Annotated in this window: 16 protein-coding genes; 10 read left to right on the forward strand and 6 right to left on the reverse strand. The window is 52.2% G+C overall.

Going from position 1 to position 16,794, the window contains the following annotated elements; translation table 11 throughout:
- Positions 1-131: 131 nt before the first annotated feature.
- Complete coding sequence (locus ACO0LF_RS21770) at positions 132-731, forward strand: LysE family translocator (protein WP_423017837.1); 600 nt, start codon at positions 132-134, stop codon at positions 729-731.
- Positions 732-754: 23 nt separating this feature from the next.
- Here ACO0LF_RS21770 and ACO0LF_RS21775 read toward each other — a convergent pair whose 3' ends face one another.
- Entirely contained in the window at positions 755-1,639 is an 885-nt protein-coding gene (locus tag ACO0LF_RS21775; protein ID WP_423017839.1) for a LysR family transcriptional regulator ArgP, read from the reverse strand.
- Between the two features lie 83 nt (positions 1,640-1,722).
- Here ACO0LF_RS21775 and ACO0LF_RS21780 point away from each other — a divergent pair, with 83 nt between their 5' ends.
- The 3 genes from ACO0LF_RS21780 (at position 1,723) to ACO0LF_RS21790 (ending at position 4,096) form a co-directional block, all read left to right on the forward strand.
- Positions 1,723-2,334: a LysE/ArgO family amino acid transporter gene (locus ACO0LF_RS21780; RefSeq protein ID WP_423017841.1), complete on the forward strand. Its 612-nt coding sequence runs from the start codon at positions 1,723-1,725 to the stop codon at positions 2,332-2,334.
- A gap of 11 nt (positions 2,335-2,345) precedes the next feature.
- Positions 2,346-2,732: an ACT domain-containing protein gene (locus ACO0LF_RS21785; protein ID WP_423017843.1), complete on the forward strand. Its 387-nt coding sequence runs from the start codon at positions 2,346-2,348 to the stop codon at positions 2,730-2,732.
- A gap of 164 nt (positions 2,733-2,896) precedes the next feature.
- A complete protein-coding gene (locus ACO0LF_RS21790; RefSeq protein WP_423017845.1) occupies positions 2,897-4,096 on the forward strand; it encodes a hypothetical protein in 1,200 nt (399 codons plus the stop codon).
- A gap of 9 nt (positions 4,097-4,105) precedes the next feature.
- Here the strand turns inward: ACO0LF_RS21790 and ACO0LF_RS21795 are convergent, their stop codons facing one another.
- Entirely contained in the window at positions 4,106-6,148 is a 2,043-nt protein-coding gene (locus tag ACO0LF_RS21795; protein WP_423017847.1) for an ATP-binding protein, read from the reverse strand.
- A gap of 695 nt (positions 6,149-6,843) precedes the next feature.
- Between ACO0LF_RS21795 and ACO0LF_RS21800 the strand changes: the two genes are divergently transcribed.
- From ACO0LF_RS21800 to ACO0LF_RS21820, 5 genes are all read left to right on the forward strand, one after another.
- Positions 6,844-7,284: a hypothetical protein gene (locus ACO0LF_RS21800; protein ID WP_423017849.1), complete on the forward strand. Its 441-nt coding sequence runs from the start codon at positions 6,844-6,846 to the stop codon at positions 7,282-7,284.
- Positions 7,285-7,453: 169 nt separating this feature from the next.
- A complete protein-coding gene (locus ACO0LF_RS21805; RefSeq protein ID WP_423017851.1) occupies positions 7,454-8,470 on the forward strand; it encodes a hypothetical protein in 1,017 nt (338 codons plus the stop codon).
- A gap of 183 nt (positions 8,471-8,653) precedes the next feature.
- Positions 8,654-9,760, forward strand: a complete 1,107-nt coding sequence (locus ACO0LF_RS21810) for a phosphotransferase family protein (RefSeq protein WP_423017853.1) — start codon at positions 8,654-8,656, stop codon at positions 9,758-9,760.
- Complete coding sequence (locus tag ACO0LF_RS21815; RefSeq protein WP_423017855.1) at positions 9,757-10,782, forward strand: T3SS effector HopA1 family protein; 1,026 nt, start codon at positions 9,757-9,759, stop codon at positions 10,780-10,782. Before ACO0LF_RS21810 ends, ACO0LF_RS21815 begins: the two co-directional genes overlap by 4 nt.
- Positions 10,779-12,113, forward strand: coding sequence for a lanthionine synthetase LanC family protein (locus tag ACO0LF_RS21820; protein WP_423017857.1), 1,335 nt, complete (start codon positions 10,779-10,781; stop codon positions 12,111-12,113). Before ACO0LF_RS21815 ends, ACO0LF_RS21820 begins: the two co-directional genes overlap by 4 nt.
- Before the next feature lie 529 nt (positions 12,114-12,642).
- On the opposite strand, the gene ACO0LF_RS21825 is transcribed toward ACO0LF_RS21820, so the two are convergent.
- The 3 genes from ACO0LF_RS21825 to ACO0LF_RS21835 all read right to left on the reverse strand — a co-directional run bounded on the left by ACO0LF_RS21825 (position 12,643) and on the right by ACO0LF_RS21835 (position 14,993).
- Positions 12,643-12,942, reverse strand: a complete 300-nt coding sequence (locus ACO0LF_RS21825) for a DUF1843 domain-containing protein (protein ID WP_423007718.1) — start codon at positions 12,940-12,942, stop codon at positions 12,643-12,645.
- Between the two features lie 100 nt (positions 12,943-13,042).
- Positions 13,043-14,494, reverse strand: coding sequence for a GDL motif peptide-associated radical SAM/SPASM maturase (locus ACO0LF_RS21830; RefSeq protein ID WP_423017859.1), 1,452 nt, complete (start codon positions 14,492-14,494; stop codon positions 13,043-13,045).
- 58 nt (positions 14,495-14,552) lie between these two features.
- The gene (locus tag ACO0LF_RS21835; protein WP_423017861.1) at positions 14,553-14,993 is read right to left on the reverse strand and encodes a DUF1843 domain-containing protein; all 441 of its coding nucleotides are present in this window, start codon (positions 14,991-14,993) and stop codon (positions 14,553-14,555) included.
- A gap of 236 nt (positions 14,994-15,229) precedes the next feature.
- Between ACO0LF_RS21835 and ACO0LF_RS21840 the strand changes: the two genes are divergently transcribed.
- On the forward strand, positions 15,230-16,315 hold the full coding sequence (locus ACO0LF_RS21840) for a hypothetical protein (protein WP_423017863.1): 1,086 nt from the start codon (positions 15,230-15,232) through the stop codon (positions 16,313-16,315).
- Between the two features lie 16 nt (positions 16,316-16,331).
- Here the strand turns inward: ACO0LF_RS21840 and ACO0LF_RS21845 are convergent, their stop codons facing one another.
- A complete protein-coding gene (locus ACO0LF_RS21845) occupies positions 16,332-16,766 on the reverse strand; it encodes a GAF domain-containing protein (RefSeq protein ID WP_423017865.1) in 435 nt (144 codons plus the stop codon).
- Positions 16,767-16,794: the final 28 nt, after the last annotated feature.

Raw genomic sequence — 16,794 nt, forward strand, 5'->3', positions numbered from 1 at the left:
CTTGAAACAACTTCATCTGGATCTGAAAGAACTGGGATTTGAAGGGTCGTATGACCGGGTGGCCGCCTTCGCCAGGAAGTGGAAGGTGGATCAAACTGACAGGGTCAATTCAGCTAGCAAACGCACACATCTTGCTTAACATTGCCCCTGGCCCTGACTCTATCCTCATTATGACGCGTAGTGCGACGCAGGGCTGGCGTGCCGGGTCGGCCGCAGCGCTGGGTATAGGTACTGGGACACTGGTGCATATCATGGCAGCGGCCCTGGGTTTGTCGGCCTTGCTGGCGACGTCTGCGACGGCTTTCACCATCGTCAAACTGGCGGGGGCAGCTTATCTGCTGTACGTGGGCGTATCCATGCTCATAAGCAAGGCAAAGTCTGCTGAGCAAAAACAGGCAGGCAATACCAGCCAGCCCTTGCTTAGCCATCGCAAGATTTTCATGCAGGGATTTTTGACGAATGTACTCAATCCTAAAGTAGCGATTTTCTTCCTGGCTTTTGTACCGCAATTTATTGCAGCGGATGCCAGCAACAAACCATTGGCGCTGATCGTATTGGGTTGCATTTTTAATTTCAATGGCATGATCTGGTGTCATTTCCTGGCAGTATCGACAGCATTTGCCAGACAGCGCATGCGTGTCAATCAGGCGGTCACCTTGTGGCTAAACCGTTTCATCGGTCTGATGTTTGTTTCTTTTGGTATCAAGCTGGCCTTGTCGAATAAAAACTGACAGGTCGAAAAATGTGATTTTTTTCAGACCAGCCAGCGGGCCGCTGTTTCTACCACAGATGCCGTGAGGTTACGGGTGAGCGCGGTCTGGATAGACCAGCAGTACCAGGCCAGGGGTACATCAAAGCTGACTCCTGGTACAAGCTCGCATAGTGCGCCACTTGCTAGCGAGGCACGTGCCTGCAATGCTGGCACCATCCCATAGGCGTGTCCAGCTTCGATAAAGCGCACAAAGCCTTCCGATGTCGCAAAAGTATGATGCGGATATCCCCCCTTCCACCCCAGTTGCTGGCGCAAGAAGCTGTCATGCAGGGCGTCGCTCTTATTGTAAATCAGGGCTGGCGCGCGCGACACTGCCTCCACGCTTAAGCCTTGAGGCATCCAGTGTCGGGCAAAACTGGGTGCTGCGACACAGTGGTAGCGCATGATGCCCAGCGGCGTCATGTCTGCACCCGCAATCACTTCCCTGGCACTGGTGACGCAAGCAACTACCCTGCCTTCACACAAGTGGCGCAGGGTATGCTCCTGGTCATCAATGCGGATGTCGATCAAGCATGAAGGTGGCGTCAATAAGGGTGCCAGCGCTTCAGGAAACCAGGTGGCAGCGCTGTCGGCATTGACTGCGATCCCCAGTTGCGGCAACTCTGCTGGTGCGCCTGGACCGGGTCGCAGCGAGGCTTCCAGCAAGCGCACTTGCCGGTAGTGCGCGATCAGGCGCTGGCCCTGTTCTGTGGCCTGAGGTGGATGGCTACGGATCACCAGCAATGCGCCCGCCGATTCTTCCAGGGCGCGCAGACGGTGCGAGACAGCTGGCTGACTGATAGAGAGCGCCAGCGCGGCCCGCTCAAAGCTGCCAGTGCCTATGATCGCATCGAGTGCGGCAAGTCCACGATAGTCTATCGTACTCATTAGTATTTCTAATATTTCATAAGAATGATTCATTATACTAATGTGTAGGAAATCCGTATGCTCAATTCTTCTTAGGAGAGAGCATGTGGGATACAGCGTTTTTCAAAGGTATGGGCATGGGTGGCAGCCTGATCATTGCGATAGGTTCGCAAAATGCCTTTCTGCTCAAACAGGGCTTGCAACGCAAGCATGTCGCCTTGTGCGTACTGACATGTATGGCATGCGACATCCTGCTGATTTCTTTTGGTGTCGGCGGCATGGGCCAATTACTCGACGCTATGCCGCAATGTCTTTTGCTTATGCGCATCGCTGGCATATTGTTTCTACTGGAATATGGTCGTCGTGCCGCAGTATCTGCTTACCAGCCATCGTCGATACAGGTATTCGTTGGCAGTGATGCCGCACTGTCAAGAAGTAAGACCTTCTTGATGGCCCTGACTCTTAGTCTGCTTAACCCCCACGCCTGGCTGGATACGGTGGTCTTGTTAGGCTCGGTCTGTGCCCAGCAGGTGGGCGCTAAGACTTATGAATTCGCCAGCGGTGCTATGGCGGCATCGGTGCTTTGGTTCTCCGCACTCGGCTTGGGGGCACACTTGCTGACACCGCTGTTCTCACGGCCCGCTGCCTGGCGCGCATTGAATGCGGCAATTGCCCTCAGCATGTGGGGCATTGCTTACTCGCTCATCATTTTTTAAAAGGTACAATAATGGAAATTCAGCAAATTACTTTAGAACTTTCAGCAGAAGACTACGCCGTCAGCCGGCTGGCTGCAGAGGCTGCGTTGCCTGCTTGGGCTGATGGTGCAGGCTTCGTATCGATTTGCCGGTCGGCCTATGAATTATCCATCGTTTGTCTGGCGCAGCGTGTCCCGACAGATATAATCAGCGAGCGTGACTGGGTATGCTATCGCTTTGTTGGCCCCTTCGCCTTCGGCGCAACCGGCATCGTGCTCTCTGTCGTCAGGCCTTTGTCAGAAAATGGCATAGGCGTATTCGTTGTCTCTACTTATGACGGAGATCATCTGCTGATCAAGCGTCATGACATGCCTTGCGCCAACATTCTTTTACGAGAGGCAGGGCATACTCTATGCTGAACTTGTCCTGGTAATTAATTGAGCCTGGTTTTAGGACGCTAGTGCTTTATTTCTCCCTAAAGAATGCCCATCTTTCCATAAAGATGGACACTCTTATTACACTTGCATACCCTAATGAGTTCAGTTTTAATGATTGATCGTTGAAAGCTCAAAGGTAGCCTATCTTGAAAATAAAAAACGGCGTAGCAGAATTGTGGGCCAGCCTGAATCCTGCGTTTGATCTGAGTGAAATTCTACAAGGATTTTTGCAAGGCTTTACCGACATCGCAGGCAATGAAAACACGCCTGTGGACGAGTACAAGCCGCTACTGGATGAGCGGCAATTTTGTCTGCTTGATGAGCGTCCATTTGACCCCTTGACACAAAATACGCAAATTGTCCGTTTTGAACATGGCGCAGAAATTCTGGAAAACAGTTTTAGCATCACCATGCCCGTTGATGGCGGGTCGCGTTACGTGGCTGAATTTCTGGAATTCTGCTGGCCCAGCGACAGACCACGCGCAAAGGAACAAAGCTATCACGCAGCCTCTGGGCCATGGGCTATCAAGAAGACGCCTGCCCTGGCCTTTTATGGTGTGCGCAATACCACCTGGAAAGATCCCTATATCAGTGTGCACTTTAACGCCGCTGCAGGTGCTTTAGGCTTGCATAGTCTGCATAGCGCTGCACTGTTACAGGTGCTGGAGCAGGATCTGGCTTTCAATGGGCCTGACGAGATCCTGGCCGAGATGCATGCCAGGCTGCTGCCCATACATGCCAGGATAGCGCAATATGAAACTGAACATGCCAGCTTTTTTGAGCAGCGTCGTCAGGCATTTTTATCATTGGGAATGGAAGTGCTGGCGCGCTTTTCCCTGAATCAGAATTTTTTGATACAGGAGCGCGAATCGGCATCGCCGGTTGATTTACTGGTAGGCCAGACAACTGACAAGGCAAACCTATGGACCATGCCCAATCCTCAGACCATGGCCTTGCGTTCCTGGTGTGAACGCATAGGCTGGGAAGGTTTTGCAGAACAGCGTGCACTGGCTTTTCTGAAGCATCAAAAACAGGATGATGAGATCGCGAAGGCGATAGTCAGCCAGTGTGTCAGTTTAGGAAAATACACTTGGCCAGGTTTGATTGAGGTCTTGTCGGCCACGCCCATCAGCTATCAATGCCAGCTGGAAATCATCAGTTTTATGGCAGATCCGAATTGGCCAGGCGCGGGTGAAGCCTATGATGTCATCCAAAAAAATCCTGATTTGTTTGCCGCCGCTTTGCAAGAGTCCTATCAATGGGCCCAGGAATCAAATGATGATAGCTGGATGGCGATGATAGGCAGTCTATTGGGTATAGATGAAGATAAGGATGAAGATGAGTGACATGCAGCGCTAGTGGTTTGATACATCATCACTGCGCTGGGTACAGGCAGGCAAGGTAAACCAGAATACCGTGCGCACACCAACTTCGGATTCAAAGCCTATGTTGCCACCCATTTTTTCGACCAGGGTCTTGGTAATATTCAAGCCCAGGCCAGCGCCGCCCAGGTTTTTTTCTCCATGCTCTTCAGCCTGGGCGAATTTGCCAAAGATGCGCGAGCGAAATACTTCAGGAATACCGGCGCCATGGTCTTCCACTTCTATCTTGAAAATCGCATCTTCATGCTTGATGCGCACTTGTATTTTTTCATGTGCGGGCGAATACTTTGCCGCGTTTGACAAGAGATTGGCAAACACTTGCATAAGCCGGTCGCTGTCGCCCATGACCCAGGCGGATTTGGGGGATTCAGCCATGACAAAGGAAGTCTGATGATCTTGTGCATAGCTGGCATTGGCTTCTATCGCCTGCCATGCCAGAGCTACCAGGTCAACGCGCTGGATTTCGAAACGCATATGGCCGGTCGTAATTTTTTCCATATCGAGAATGTCATTGACCAGGCCGCTCAGGCGCTTGCTGTTATTGTGGGCGATACGTACCAATTGCATGGCCTTGGGGCTAAGCTCGGTCAGCGTGCCAGATTCCAGCAAGCCCAGCGCGCCACGTATGGAGGTAATTGGTGTGCGCAATTCATGGCTTACAGTGGAAATGAAGATGGCTTTCATGTTATCCATTTGCTTGCGTTCAGAGATGTCGCGCGCGATGGTAGATGCCGCGACTATATGATGGTCGCCATCATGCACCGGCGAGATCGCCACCGAGAGTTGAACCTTTTCGCCATTCTTGCGCATGCCCGTCACCTCGAAATGACTGACGCGCTCGCCCTTGATGATGTGATTCAGCCTAGCAATGCCCGCCTGAAGATCGCTGTCGACATACAATAATCTGGTGGATCGTCCCAGCACTTCTTCAGCACTATAGCCAAAGAGTTTTTCTGCACCGCCATTCCAGCTGGTGATAATGCCGCCCAGGGTTTCGCCTATGATGGCATCATCCGAGCTATCGATAATCGCAGAGAGTTGTGATAACTTGGCTGTCGCCTGCAATTGCCGTTCAAACTGCCTGACGATGACAGCGCCAAAGATCAGCAGTATCAGTATAAAGCCAGCATTGCCTATGGCCTGGACGATGGCACTGGAACGCCAGGCTTCCAGTACTTCTTCCTTGGATACGGCCGCCACGGCAATCAGGGGGAAATGCTCCAGCCTGCTATAACCGACTACGCGTTCGATGTGGTCAAGCTTGGAAGTGGTAGAAAATGTACCTGAACTTGTGGCATTGATCTGTTCCCGAAAGATGGGGCTGTTGACATATTTTTTACCAAGAGCGCTGACAATTAAAGGGCGACGCAGGATCAGCGTGCCGTCATCTGTCAGCATGGCTATAGAACCTTTTTTACCGAGGTTGATGCTATTGAAGTATTTCAGCAAAAAATCCACGTCAATATGCGCCAGGACCATGCCTGAAAATTCAGCCTTTTTATTATTCAGGCGACGCGACATCAAAAAGACCCAGCTGCCATCCTGTATGACCCTGGCTGATTTGCTGATATACCAGTCACTGCTGTCATGGGTTTGGTGGTAGTTGAAATTGTCGCGATCGAGATCACTGATATGGGTAAAGTCTGCACTGCCTGAAGCCATCAGAGTGCCGTCGGCAGCGATCACCGCCATCAATTTTAATTGCGGCAAATTATCCATCTCACGTTTCAATGACAGAGTGAGCTTGTCACGCTGGTGCAGATAGTTTTCGTCCTGTTCCAGCCTGTCCATGACAGAGAGGATGGCAGCGTCGACTGCCTTGAGCGTATCACCAGAATGCTGGGCCATGGCTTGCGCCAGGTTAGCCGCCGCCACATCACCAGCCCGCATCGCCATGTCATAGGTTTTCCACATTTGCCAGACGCTATTCCCGACCAGCACCGTACAAACCAGGGCGATGAACGCATACATGGCTAATTTAATCGGTGCTCGTTTTGCTAGGTTTGCTGTTTTCATACAGGAGCTGAAGCGACAGAGGAACTCTGGCAAGTTGGCGATAAGACTCATTGTATGTTGTCTGCTTTGAATAGGCTATTCATAAGCGAATGGATCACCTGCATGGCCAATATCTCAACATGGCCGCGCCTGGAAATGGAATTGAAATTTGTTGCAAAAACAAAATTTCATGGGAGAAACTAATCGGCTTTGCCAACAAAAACAAACTGGCTCCGAAAAAACGGAAATAATGTCTTCTGGAAAAGGATTGCCACTCAGCAAATCCGTAATAATTTGTTACGCATTCATGGCTTGACAAATATTAATAATAAATTAATATTAGGCAATTGACATGCAAATAAAGTAATAAGCATATGCGCTGAACATTCTCCTGCCCTTCATTTCTTTCCCTTCAGTATCTTTTTAATGTTGAGCTTGCTGCCAGCCAGCTCAGGGTGGGTTGTTGTCATTTTTTTGCCAGGTTGCCGGTTTCCATCTGGCACCTGGAAACAGGTTTGAGCGCGTCATTGCGTTTTAGTGTCGCGTGCATTAGCTGCAAGGTGGTCTGGCAGTCTGTTTGACGTTGTGATGGGCGAGGCGGAGTCTGGCTTTTGCCCCTTGATGTTTGTTGTCCAAATTTTCTGAAAACCTGTACCAGGGATTTCAAAAGCCTGTCCCTGATGTGGATTTCAGTTTCAACCGTATGGAGAACTGTGATGGCGAAAGAAAAGAATTTTGTAGAAGTACTTGCAGCAGATCCGGCGAATGTTCCCGATGTGATTTTGCTCAATGGCTTTGTGGGCAACTCTGCACTGGAAGGGTATACGCGCCTGTATCTGAATGCGGTACTGAATGAATACTATGAAATCCCCGCAGAGGCGATTTTGCACACGGCAACGGCGTCCGCCACTGCCAATAATCCACTGGAAACAGCCTATGTCTGGGTCAAGGCCGATGCCGAGCTGATACGCAAAGGCAAGAGCGTGGCCGACACCAAGCTTTGTTTCTTTAACGGCCCAATACAAAGTGCTCAGGCCACTGCAACCGCTAATGCTGCCCAGGTAGCAGTTGCAGGCGGCCCCACAGGCGTATTGAACTGCACGCAAGCCGCGGCTGTATGCGGCAATACGGCATGGCCAGGCTGCCCACCCAATTGAAATATTCGTGATGTGAAGGGTCCTTGGCTTTAAGACCTTTTTCTCATGCGAATGTGTGAAGAATGGCGCAAACATTGTCACCTTGCGGTGCAAGAAATGCTGCCATGCGTTTGTTCCCCTGGTTTTTTATCGTTCATGAAATGTAGTGCCACTATTAGGAGAGTTTGCTATGACTACTCAGTTTCCGAATTGCCCGATACAAACAATAATACTGCCACAATGTACACCACATACCGTGCTGCCACAGTGTCTGCCACAAACATCACCTGTCATCTGCCATCAATTCACGGTACCACCACAATGCATCCCCCCGACTTCACCCGTGATTTGCCATGTGACTCAGCCACCACAATGCCTGCCACCGACTATCGTTGCGCAGATTTGTCATCCCACTGTTCCTGCGATTTGCCAGATCACGCATAACCACCCTCAGTGTGGCATACAATGCGTGGCTGCTACCCAGCATATTCCGTTCCCAACGATAAATACGACCATCGTGCAACAAACCCAGACACCAGTCCTGCATGGTGGCCTGGCAGCCCAGGCACCGGCACAAGCACAGAATTTTGCTGCCGCGCCAGCACAATTCGCTGCTCAGGCAAATGTAGGCCCAACCGGTGTACAACATTGCACCGCAGCCCCGGCATTTTGCGGTAATACAGCGTGGCATGGTTGCCCACCTATAGGTCAGACTGGTGTGCAACATTGCACGGCAGCGCCTCAATTCTGCGGCAATACGGCATGGCATGGTTGCGCACCTCAACAGGCACAATTCCCTGTCCACCCAACCACCCATCCTACGGCCAACACCCATTGCTTCATTTGCCCACCTTTTACGATTGAGGCACAACAGGCTGCTCCACAACAGCCGCAGGCAATGAATCCAACGGCGGCTACCCATTGCTTTGTGTGCCCTCCACATACACTGGGTGCACAACAGGTAGGCCCAACTGGTGTACAGCATTGCACAGCAACGCCACAGCTTTGTGGTCATACCGCTTGGCCAGGTTGCCATCAACCGCTGTCGGCACCACCACATTGCCCTACGGTTGCTCCTGTTTGCCACCCTGGACACACTGCTGCCACAGTTTGCCAACCACAAGCGGTAGCACCTACGCATTTGCTGGGTTGCACTTGCCTGCCTATGACGGTAGGTCCGGTAATGACAGTACCTGGAGTTTGCTAACAAAGCAGCATAGCGAATTCAAGAAGTACTGAGTAGTTTGAGCAAGTCTGCAATACCGGTCAGGGGAAATCCTGACCGTGGATTCGCTCAACCTTAGTAAACCCCAAGTGCAAGTTTTTGCACCTGGGGTTTCGGCATACTGGCAAGCCATTTGGTTTGCCGCAATACCAGGAGTAATCAGGAATGTTTTTGACCGCTTCCAATATGGCCCACTATCTGCTGGCACGTGGCACTATCCCACCAGCTGTTGTCGTCGATGGTGATTTTATGGTGGTTGAAGCAGGCCGCCGCAACCGCAATTACAAAATCATGCGGCGTGACGGCAGTGGCTTGTTCGTCAAGCAAATCAAGGAAGTCGAGCCGATGGCGATCTCGACCATGCAGCGTGAGGCGGCCTGTTACCGCATGGCGCAAAAACCAGGTTATGAGGCACTGGCAAACTTGATGCCCGGTTTTGTTGATCATGATGCGGCACGTCATTGCCTGACCATCGCACTCTTGCCAGGTGGAGAGAACCTGACTGAATTTCATGCCCGCAAAAAAATATTTCCGGCCAGCGTGGGCAAGATGCTGGGTACGGCGCTGGGGAGTTATCACCAGACTCTGCGCAGCAACACTTTGCATGCTGAAGACTTGAGCAATTTTCCACGCATGGTGCCCTGGATTTTGAGCTTCCACCAAACCAGCCTGGTGGCCAATAACACCCTCAGTGGTGGTGTGCAAAAACTCGGGGCCATCATCAGGCAATATCCTGATCTGCAACACAACCTGACCCGGCTGGCACAGGGCTGGCGCTATGACAGCATTATCCATGGTGATATGAAATGGGATAACTGCGTGGTCTATCCTGGTGCCGATGGTGAATTGTCGTTTCGCATCATAGACTGGGAACTGGTTGATTATGGCGATGCCAGCTGGGACATAGGGGCAGTATTGCAAGCCTATCTGACTTCGTGGATTTATTCCATGCCCCTGCACCTGGATTTCAATCCCGCCAGTTTTGTCGACAAGGCGAACTTTCCGCTGGAGGGCATGTATCCCGCCATCCATGCTTTCTGGCGCAACTATATACAAACAGCAGGTATAGAAAAATCACAGGCACCGGCCTATCTGTTGCGCTGCATGGAATATGGTGCGGCACGCATGGTGCAGACTGCTTTTGAATCCCTGTATTACTCGCCCAGCATGAGCAATCATGCGGCAATCTTGTTACAGGTCAGTCAAAACATTTTACGCAACCCTCAGCAGGCCGCTACTGCCCTGCTGGGATTTGGCGGGGAGCTGCAATGAGCGACACATCCTTACATGAAGAATTGCAGGGCATCTATGCCGCCTTGCAGATACACTCACAATATAGCTATGCCCTGGGTAACAGTGCGCCCTTGCCAGTTACACCAAGCATGTCCGCTGCATCATCAACTGCTCAAGCAAATCCAGTCGCGGCCCTGATCGCGGCCATCAATACCAGCCTGTATGGCATGTACTATGTACGTAATATTGCGGACGAAGCCATGCTGCCTTCGCAAAGCCTGGTGCCTAATTTGAGCCAGGCCAACCAGACAGCAGACCGCTGGGACCCAGGCTGGAAAATTTATCAACAAAGCACCGATGGTCGCGTCATGATACAAAAAGGTGAACGCAGCCGTACCGCAATGGCAGGTGAATACGCCGCCAATAAATGGCCGGGCATGGCAGCGGTGGCAGGTGATCTGGTGAACTTGCGTGTCTATCCCGGCACGGCCGATATGCAGCAAGGTTTTTACTATGCCTTTGGCAGCAACCTGTCTGACCAGTTTGATGATTATGAACTGATACGTTTTTACTTCAATGTGCCTGCCCATGCGGCAGCAGAATTGTTATATGGCCTGACCGCACAGCTGAACCGTTATGCCCTGCCCTTCCGTTATAAAACCCTGGTGGATGCCAGTGCCTATCGCCGTGCGGATGCTGCTGTACTGTACATCGCCAAACGTCACTACCCTATGGTAGCGGCACTGATGCTGGATTTGCATGCCAGCCTGGGCAGCAAGCTGCGCACCGTCACACCGATGTTTTGCAAAACCCTGGTGGATGGCATAGGCGTGGCAGAAGAACCGGGCACAGGTGAGAGTTTTGGCATGCACAGATGCAGGCTGGTGGCCGAAGGCATGGTCGATGCCTGGCTGGCCGGTTCACAAAGCAGGGAGGCAAGAGCAGATGCCGTGCAAAAACGCTTTGCTGAGAATGGCATTGATATGCACACCCCCTATCTGAATCGTTATTCAGTCAATTTATTTGAAACAGCAATATTTACCGGAGGTTTGCATCTATGAATGCACCGCTTAACGTACCGCTGGATGCACCGCTGGATGCACCGCTGGACGCATCAATTATTGCTCCAATAAATTCGTACAAGGAAGTTTATCTCGACGTCGCTGACCGCATAGGCCGCAATCTGTGTCGTGATGCCATCTGGGATGGCGCACGCTGTAACTGGCTGGGCTGGTCCATGGAAGCAGTGAATCAAAACTGGATGCCAGCTTATCGCTCCTTTGCCGGTGACCTGTATGCGGGCACGAGTGGCATTGCCCTGTTCCTGGCAGAGCTATATCAGTTCAGCGCAGACAAGCAACAAAAGCGGGTACTCGAAGCGGCATTGAATCAGGCCCTGTCGCTATCAGACAAAATGCAGGGCGCAGCGCGTAACGGCTTTTATGCAGGCAGCAGCGGCTTTGCCTATGTGCTGGTACGCATAGGCACATTATTGCAAAACCAAGCTTTGATCGCCCGTGGCCTGCAAGAAATGGCCAGCCTGACAAACCAGGCACCCGATGCTCTGTTTATCGATGTCATCGGCGGCAGTGCCGGTGCCATACCCGCCATGTTGAAACTGGGCTTGGAACACCAGCGCCCTGACTTCATCACCCTGGCGCAAACCCATGGTGATTATTTACTGGCACATGCGAGCAAGAGCGATGCAGGCTGGTCTTGGGAAACCATGCATGTGCCAGGGCAAAAACACCTGACCGGGCATTCACATGGCGTGGCAGGCATCGTTACGGCTCTGCTGGAACTGTATCGCGCTACGGGTGAAAAGTGCTACCTCGATGGTGCCAGTGAAGGTCTGCGCTATGAGCGCAGCCTGTTCAGCGTCCAGCATAATAACTGGCCAGACTTGCGCATCATGGATGCCAGTCAGACCGATGCCCCACCTGTCTATAACCTGGCATGGTGCCATGGTGCACCCGGCATAGGCTTGTCACGTCTGCGCAATGTAGCCCTGATGCCAGATGATGCCATGCTCATGCAGGAATTGCATGCTGCCATACAAACCACCGCCAACTCCCTGATGGCACCCTGGGTGCATGGCATGGGCAATTTCTCTTTGTGCCATGGGGCCTGTGGCAATGCTGACTTGATGATCATGGCAGGACAATATCTGCAACGCCCCGACCTGAGCCAGGTCGCTGAAAAGGTAGGACAGGAAGGCTGGCAACATTACGGCCAGTCAGACATGCCCTGGCCTTGCGGTGTGGCGGGCACGGGAGAAACACCTAACCTGATGCTGGGGACAGCGGGGATAGGGCACTTTTATCTGCGCTTATATAATCCTGAGGCCGTACCTTCGGTGTTGATTGTGACGCCGCCGGAGAAGGTGGGGTAGTGAAGCAGGTAGTATCGTAGGTTCGGTCGGGCCGCGTTAATATCGTAGGTTGGGCTACGCCTCGCTAGGCTTCGTAGGTTGGGCTACGGTTTACCAGCCCAACACTCGGCGTTTAAATGACGTATACGTTTATCACAGGCACAGTGTTGGGCTGATACCCCGCAGCCCAACCTACGAGATTGCCCGCGCAGGAGCGACTACATTGAGGTCACTGCATTTCCGTATTCAATAAAAAACTCCATCACCGCCGCTAGCGATGATGGAGTTTTTTCTTAGGCCTTACAGCAAACGACTATAGTAAGCCACTTCTGCTTTCAGCTTCGTAGGTTGGGCTACGCTTCATCAGCCCAACACTCAGCGTTTAAATGACGTATACGTTTATCACAGGCACAGTGTTGGGCTGATACCCCGCAGCCCAACCTACGAGATTGCCCGCGCAGGAGCGACTACATTGAGGTCACCGCATTTCCGCGTTCAATAAAAAAACTCCATCACCGCCGCTAGCGATGATGGAGTTTTTTCTTAGGCCTTACAGCAAGCGACTATAGTAAGCCACTTCTGCTTTCAGACGTGCCAGTTCAGCCTGGTCGCCACGGGCTACTGCGTCTTGTATGGAGACACCATACAGCGCCTGTGGTGGCAAGCCCTTGGCTTTCAGGGCGCGGTCCAGTGTTGGCAGCAGGCGTTCTATGGCGGCGGCAGCTGTCAGGTAGTCGAGTGCCTGGTCGCGGATGGCCGACATTTTGCCGACATCGCCACTGGCGATAGCATCATGCATGGGGACTGCATACAAGGCAGCTAGAGGGGTAGCGTGTGTAGGGGAAGCCATACATACTCCTAAGTAAATTGGTAAATTGGTAAATTAGTCAATCAATAAATCAGTAGATTCATAAATCAGGCTATACATCATGCCTGCCTGAGCTTCATGCTCAAGCGGTGCTGGTCAATACTTGCAGGCGATCAAGTACGCTCTTGAGTTCTGTCATGACGGCTTGCCGTCTGGCTTCTTCAATCGCATATTTTTGTGCGGCAGTGGCAATATCGGCACGGCAATGCGGGCAAGTGACTTCGTCCGGCCAGATGTATTCATTGCAGTTGCGGCACAGTGACAATTCCGGCAAGGGTGCACTGCTGGTGCGTTCAGCCACCCGTGGTGCTGGTGCAGGTTCTTCTGGCAAGATTTCCCTGCCCGGTATGGCTTCTTCATACAATTCAAATCTGCCTATGGCAAAAGGCTTGTCAGGCGCTGGTGCCACTTTGCGGATTTTTTCATGGATGCCACGCTTTTCCAGCTTCAGGGCGCGGTAATGGCAATAGGGATTATTGCCAGGTTTGCCGAACAGAGAATCTGAAGTCCAGGTACAACCACCACGACAGACATCGGCGTAGTAGCAGGTGCGGCAATGGCCCCACAATGAATCGATATTGCGCATGCGGCCAAAGTGCAGGGCTTCGGAAGTGTTCCACAATTCTGCCACGGCACTGTCACGAACATTGCCACCGCCATAGGTTTCCGTCGCCAGTGAAGGGCAGCCCTTGATGGTGCCATCGGCTTCCAGGCCAATGACATTCTGGCCCGCAGCGCAACCCGTCCAGTGCAGGGTTTCATCTCCCAGGCCACGCCAGTGATGCTCGAAGGGGCCGAAGTAACCGAGGTTATTGCCAAAGGTCAGCAACAAACCGCGTTGCTGGCCTTCATGATAAAGACGGTTCAACAAAGGCATGAGTTCAAGCACGCGATGTGGTTGCAGCAGCAGATGATCATTCTCTACTGCATTGCCCATGGCCACGGTGATCTGCAGTTGCCAGTGGGTAGCGCCCGCTTCTATGATGCGGTTGAACAGCGGCTCCAGCTGGGGTATGGTTTCTGCCCCTATCTGGGTATTGCAGCTGACACCCAGGCCCAGGGACTTGGCGGTTTCCATGGCACGCAGGGCATCATTCCAGGAGCCGATAACACCGCGCACCCTGTCGTGATAATCCTTCATGCCATCGATGGAAACGCCTATGCCAAACAAACCCGCCTGCTTGCCTGCCTCCAGCCTGGCCGTATTGAGATTGCGCGCACCCGTCTGCATGCCTACCCGTATGCCGTGTCCGGCGATGCGCTCCACCAGTTGCAACCAGTCCTTGCGCAGGAAGGCTTCACCACCGATGAGTGTGATTTCTCGCGTGCCCAGGGCGGCCAGTTGATCGATCACGGACAATGCTTCTTCGGTAGAGAGTTCACCAACCCTGCGCTTGCCTGCGCGTGAACCACAATGACTGCATTTCAAATTGCAGGCAAGTGTAATTTCCCACACCACATGCACGGGGGTATGGCCATTGAGGTCAGACAGGGTGCGTGCCCTGGCGGGTTCGGATACGAGAGTTTGTTCCATGCTTGGCTCCGTGAGCATAGGCCAGCAAGCTGGCACCTGGGATGAAAGTGAGAGCTGCTTATTTGCCGACGTTGAGCTGTGCCAGCAGGCTTTGGGCATAAGCCTTTAAACGGTCTACTTCTGCATGGTCACCACGGGCCTGAGCATCCTGAATGGCAACGCCATAAGGTGTCACTGGGTGGAAAGCACTGGCACCACCGAGCAGATTATTGTAGGTGGACAACTCAGTTTTGAGACGGGCAATTTCAACTGCATCACCACGGGCCACAGCCTCTTGTATGGTGACGGCATACAGTGGGCGTATCACGCCACCCTTGCTTTTGATGGCACTTTCCAGTTCTGGCAAAAGACGGGCAACATCAGCAGCGGCAGCCAGATGGCTGAATGCGGCTTCACGCGCAGCACTCAACTGGGCCGCATCCCCGCTGGCAATCGCATCGCTCATAGCCACGGCATACATGGGATGGATAGTGCCAAAAGTCTCTTTATTGGTAGTCATGAATTACTCCTTTAAATGATGAGTCTGATTGTGCGTTTGTTGGATTTGGTGAAACTGCTTGCTATCAATATAGCAAGCTTAATTAGTATATTTTCAATTATTCAAAAGTCAATGTCATTGTTCTTTTTTTAATTAAATCGTGTCGTAAATGTGCTTGCCTTTCGTTGACCATCATTGCTTTTTATGAAACACTGCGATGACATATAAATAACTCTCCAGACTTGCAGACTCGTCATATGACAAACTCCCCTATCGTCTTGTCACAACAACTTTCACATCAGCCCTGTGCTTCCAGCATCATCTTGCGCGGCCTGAATAATCCGCGCGGCATCAAGTGCAAACAGGATGGCAGTCTGTTGCTGGTGGAAGCAGGCAGTGGTGATGCAGAACAAGTTTTCTCTGGCCGGCTGTTGCAGTTCAAACCGGATGCTGAAGGCGGCTATACGAAATGCGAAGTTCTCGCTGATGGTTTTCGCTCCATGAATATGCAGGCACGCATGTGCCGGGATGAGATATTTGGCCTGGCGGATATCGCGTATGGGGATGGTCGCTGGCTACTGAGCCAGACTGATTATGTATCCGGTTCACGCATACTGGATTTAAGCAGCTTGCCGCCTCAGCCCGTGATACATAGCCGTGGCAATCTGAATGCACTGTGCTATCACCCGCAAAGACAAAGCTGGCTGACGGTAAAGCCGGATAGCAACCAGGCGATAGAATTCAAAGATGGCCAGCCAGAAGCCGTGGTTGGCGTGTTGCCTGACTTGTCTGGCGGCCAGCATGCAGTGCCGGTGATGGTGATACTCGATCAAAACTGGCAACAAACTGATGGTCAACAGCCTGTCTTGATTTCCCTGTTCTCAGGCGAGTTGCAGGGCGATGCCAGCAAGACGGGCATACACTTTGAAAAAGGCGTCAGCAAGATCGTCAGGCTGGATCTGGAGACAGGCGTCGTCAGCACTGTCATAGAAGGTCTGACCCTGGCAACAGGCATGGCTTTTACTGAGCAAGGGCAATTGCTGGTACTGGAATTATGCGAGAATTTTCTAGAAGCCATGCCTGCAGATGAAATACCGCAAACTGCCTGGCACGGTGGCTTCAAACGCTATTCTGGTCGCCTGTTGTGCTGCGATCTGGAAAAGCACAACGTGACTTGCCTGGCGACGCATCTGGATACCCCATCCAATTTATGCGTGGCAGGCAATGTAGTCTTCATCAGCGAAGGCATGGGCTTGCCCGGCCGCCCGATTGCCAATGCCGACGGCGCTACCGTGGCGCTGGAAGGCTATGTACGCAAACTAAGCCTGCCAGCTCATCTCTAAATTAAACTGCTCTAAATTAAACCGCTTGCAGGCGCGACGTCAGTTCAGCCAGTTTATCGGGGAAAGGTGCTTGCGCTACCCACTCCGCAGGGTCGCCTTCTTTTTGCCAGGCAAAACCAACCACAGCCATGACATCACCCGCCTTGCTCAACAGGGGGATGGCAATGGCTGCCTGGGCACCAACTGCCTTGGCACCGGGACGTATATTGCCGCTTTTATCATCTTGCAAATTGCAGGTTTGCACTGGTGTCTTGCTCAACTGCGCAGCCCCCGCCATGCCCTTGCCATGGCTGACATGGGCAACAATGGCGAGCACAGGCTCAGGTATGCGCAAGGCAGCACTCAGGTACAAATCTTCACCGCGTTGTATGTGTATGGTGCCAGCGGCTGCATCCAAATTGGCGATGCTGTCTTCCAGCCATTGCTGGTGTTCGGTGTTTTTTTCAAACATGGTGACTCTCCTTGTTTTTATCAATTGC

Source organism: Undibacterium sp. Di27W, assembly GCF_049340345.1.
Classification (GTDB): Bacteria; Pseudomonadota; Gammaproteobacteria; order Burkholderiales; family Burkholderiaceae_D; genus Undibacterium.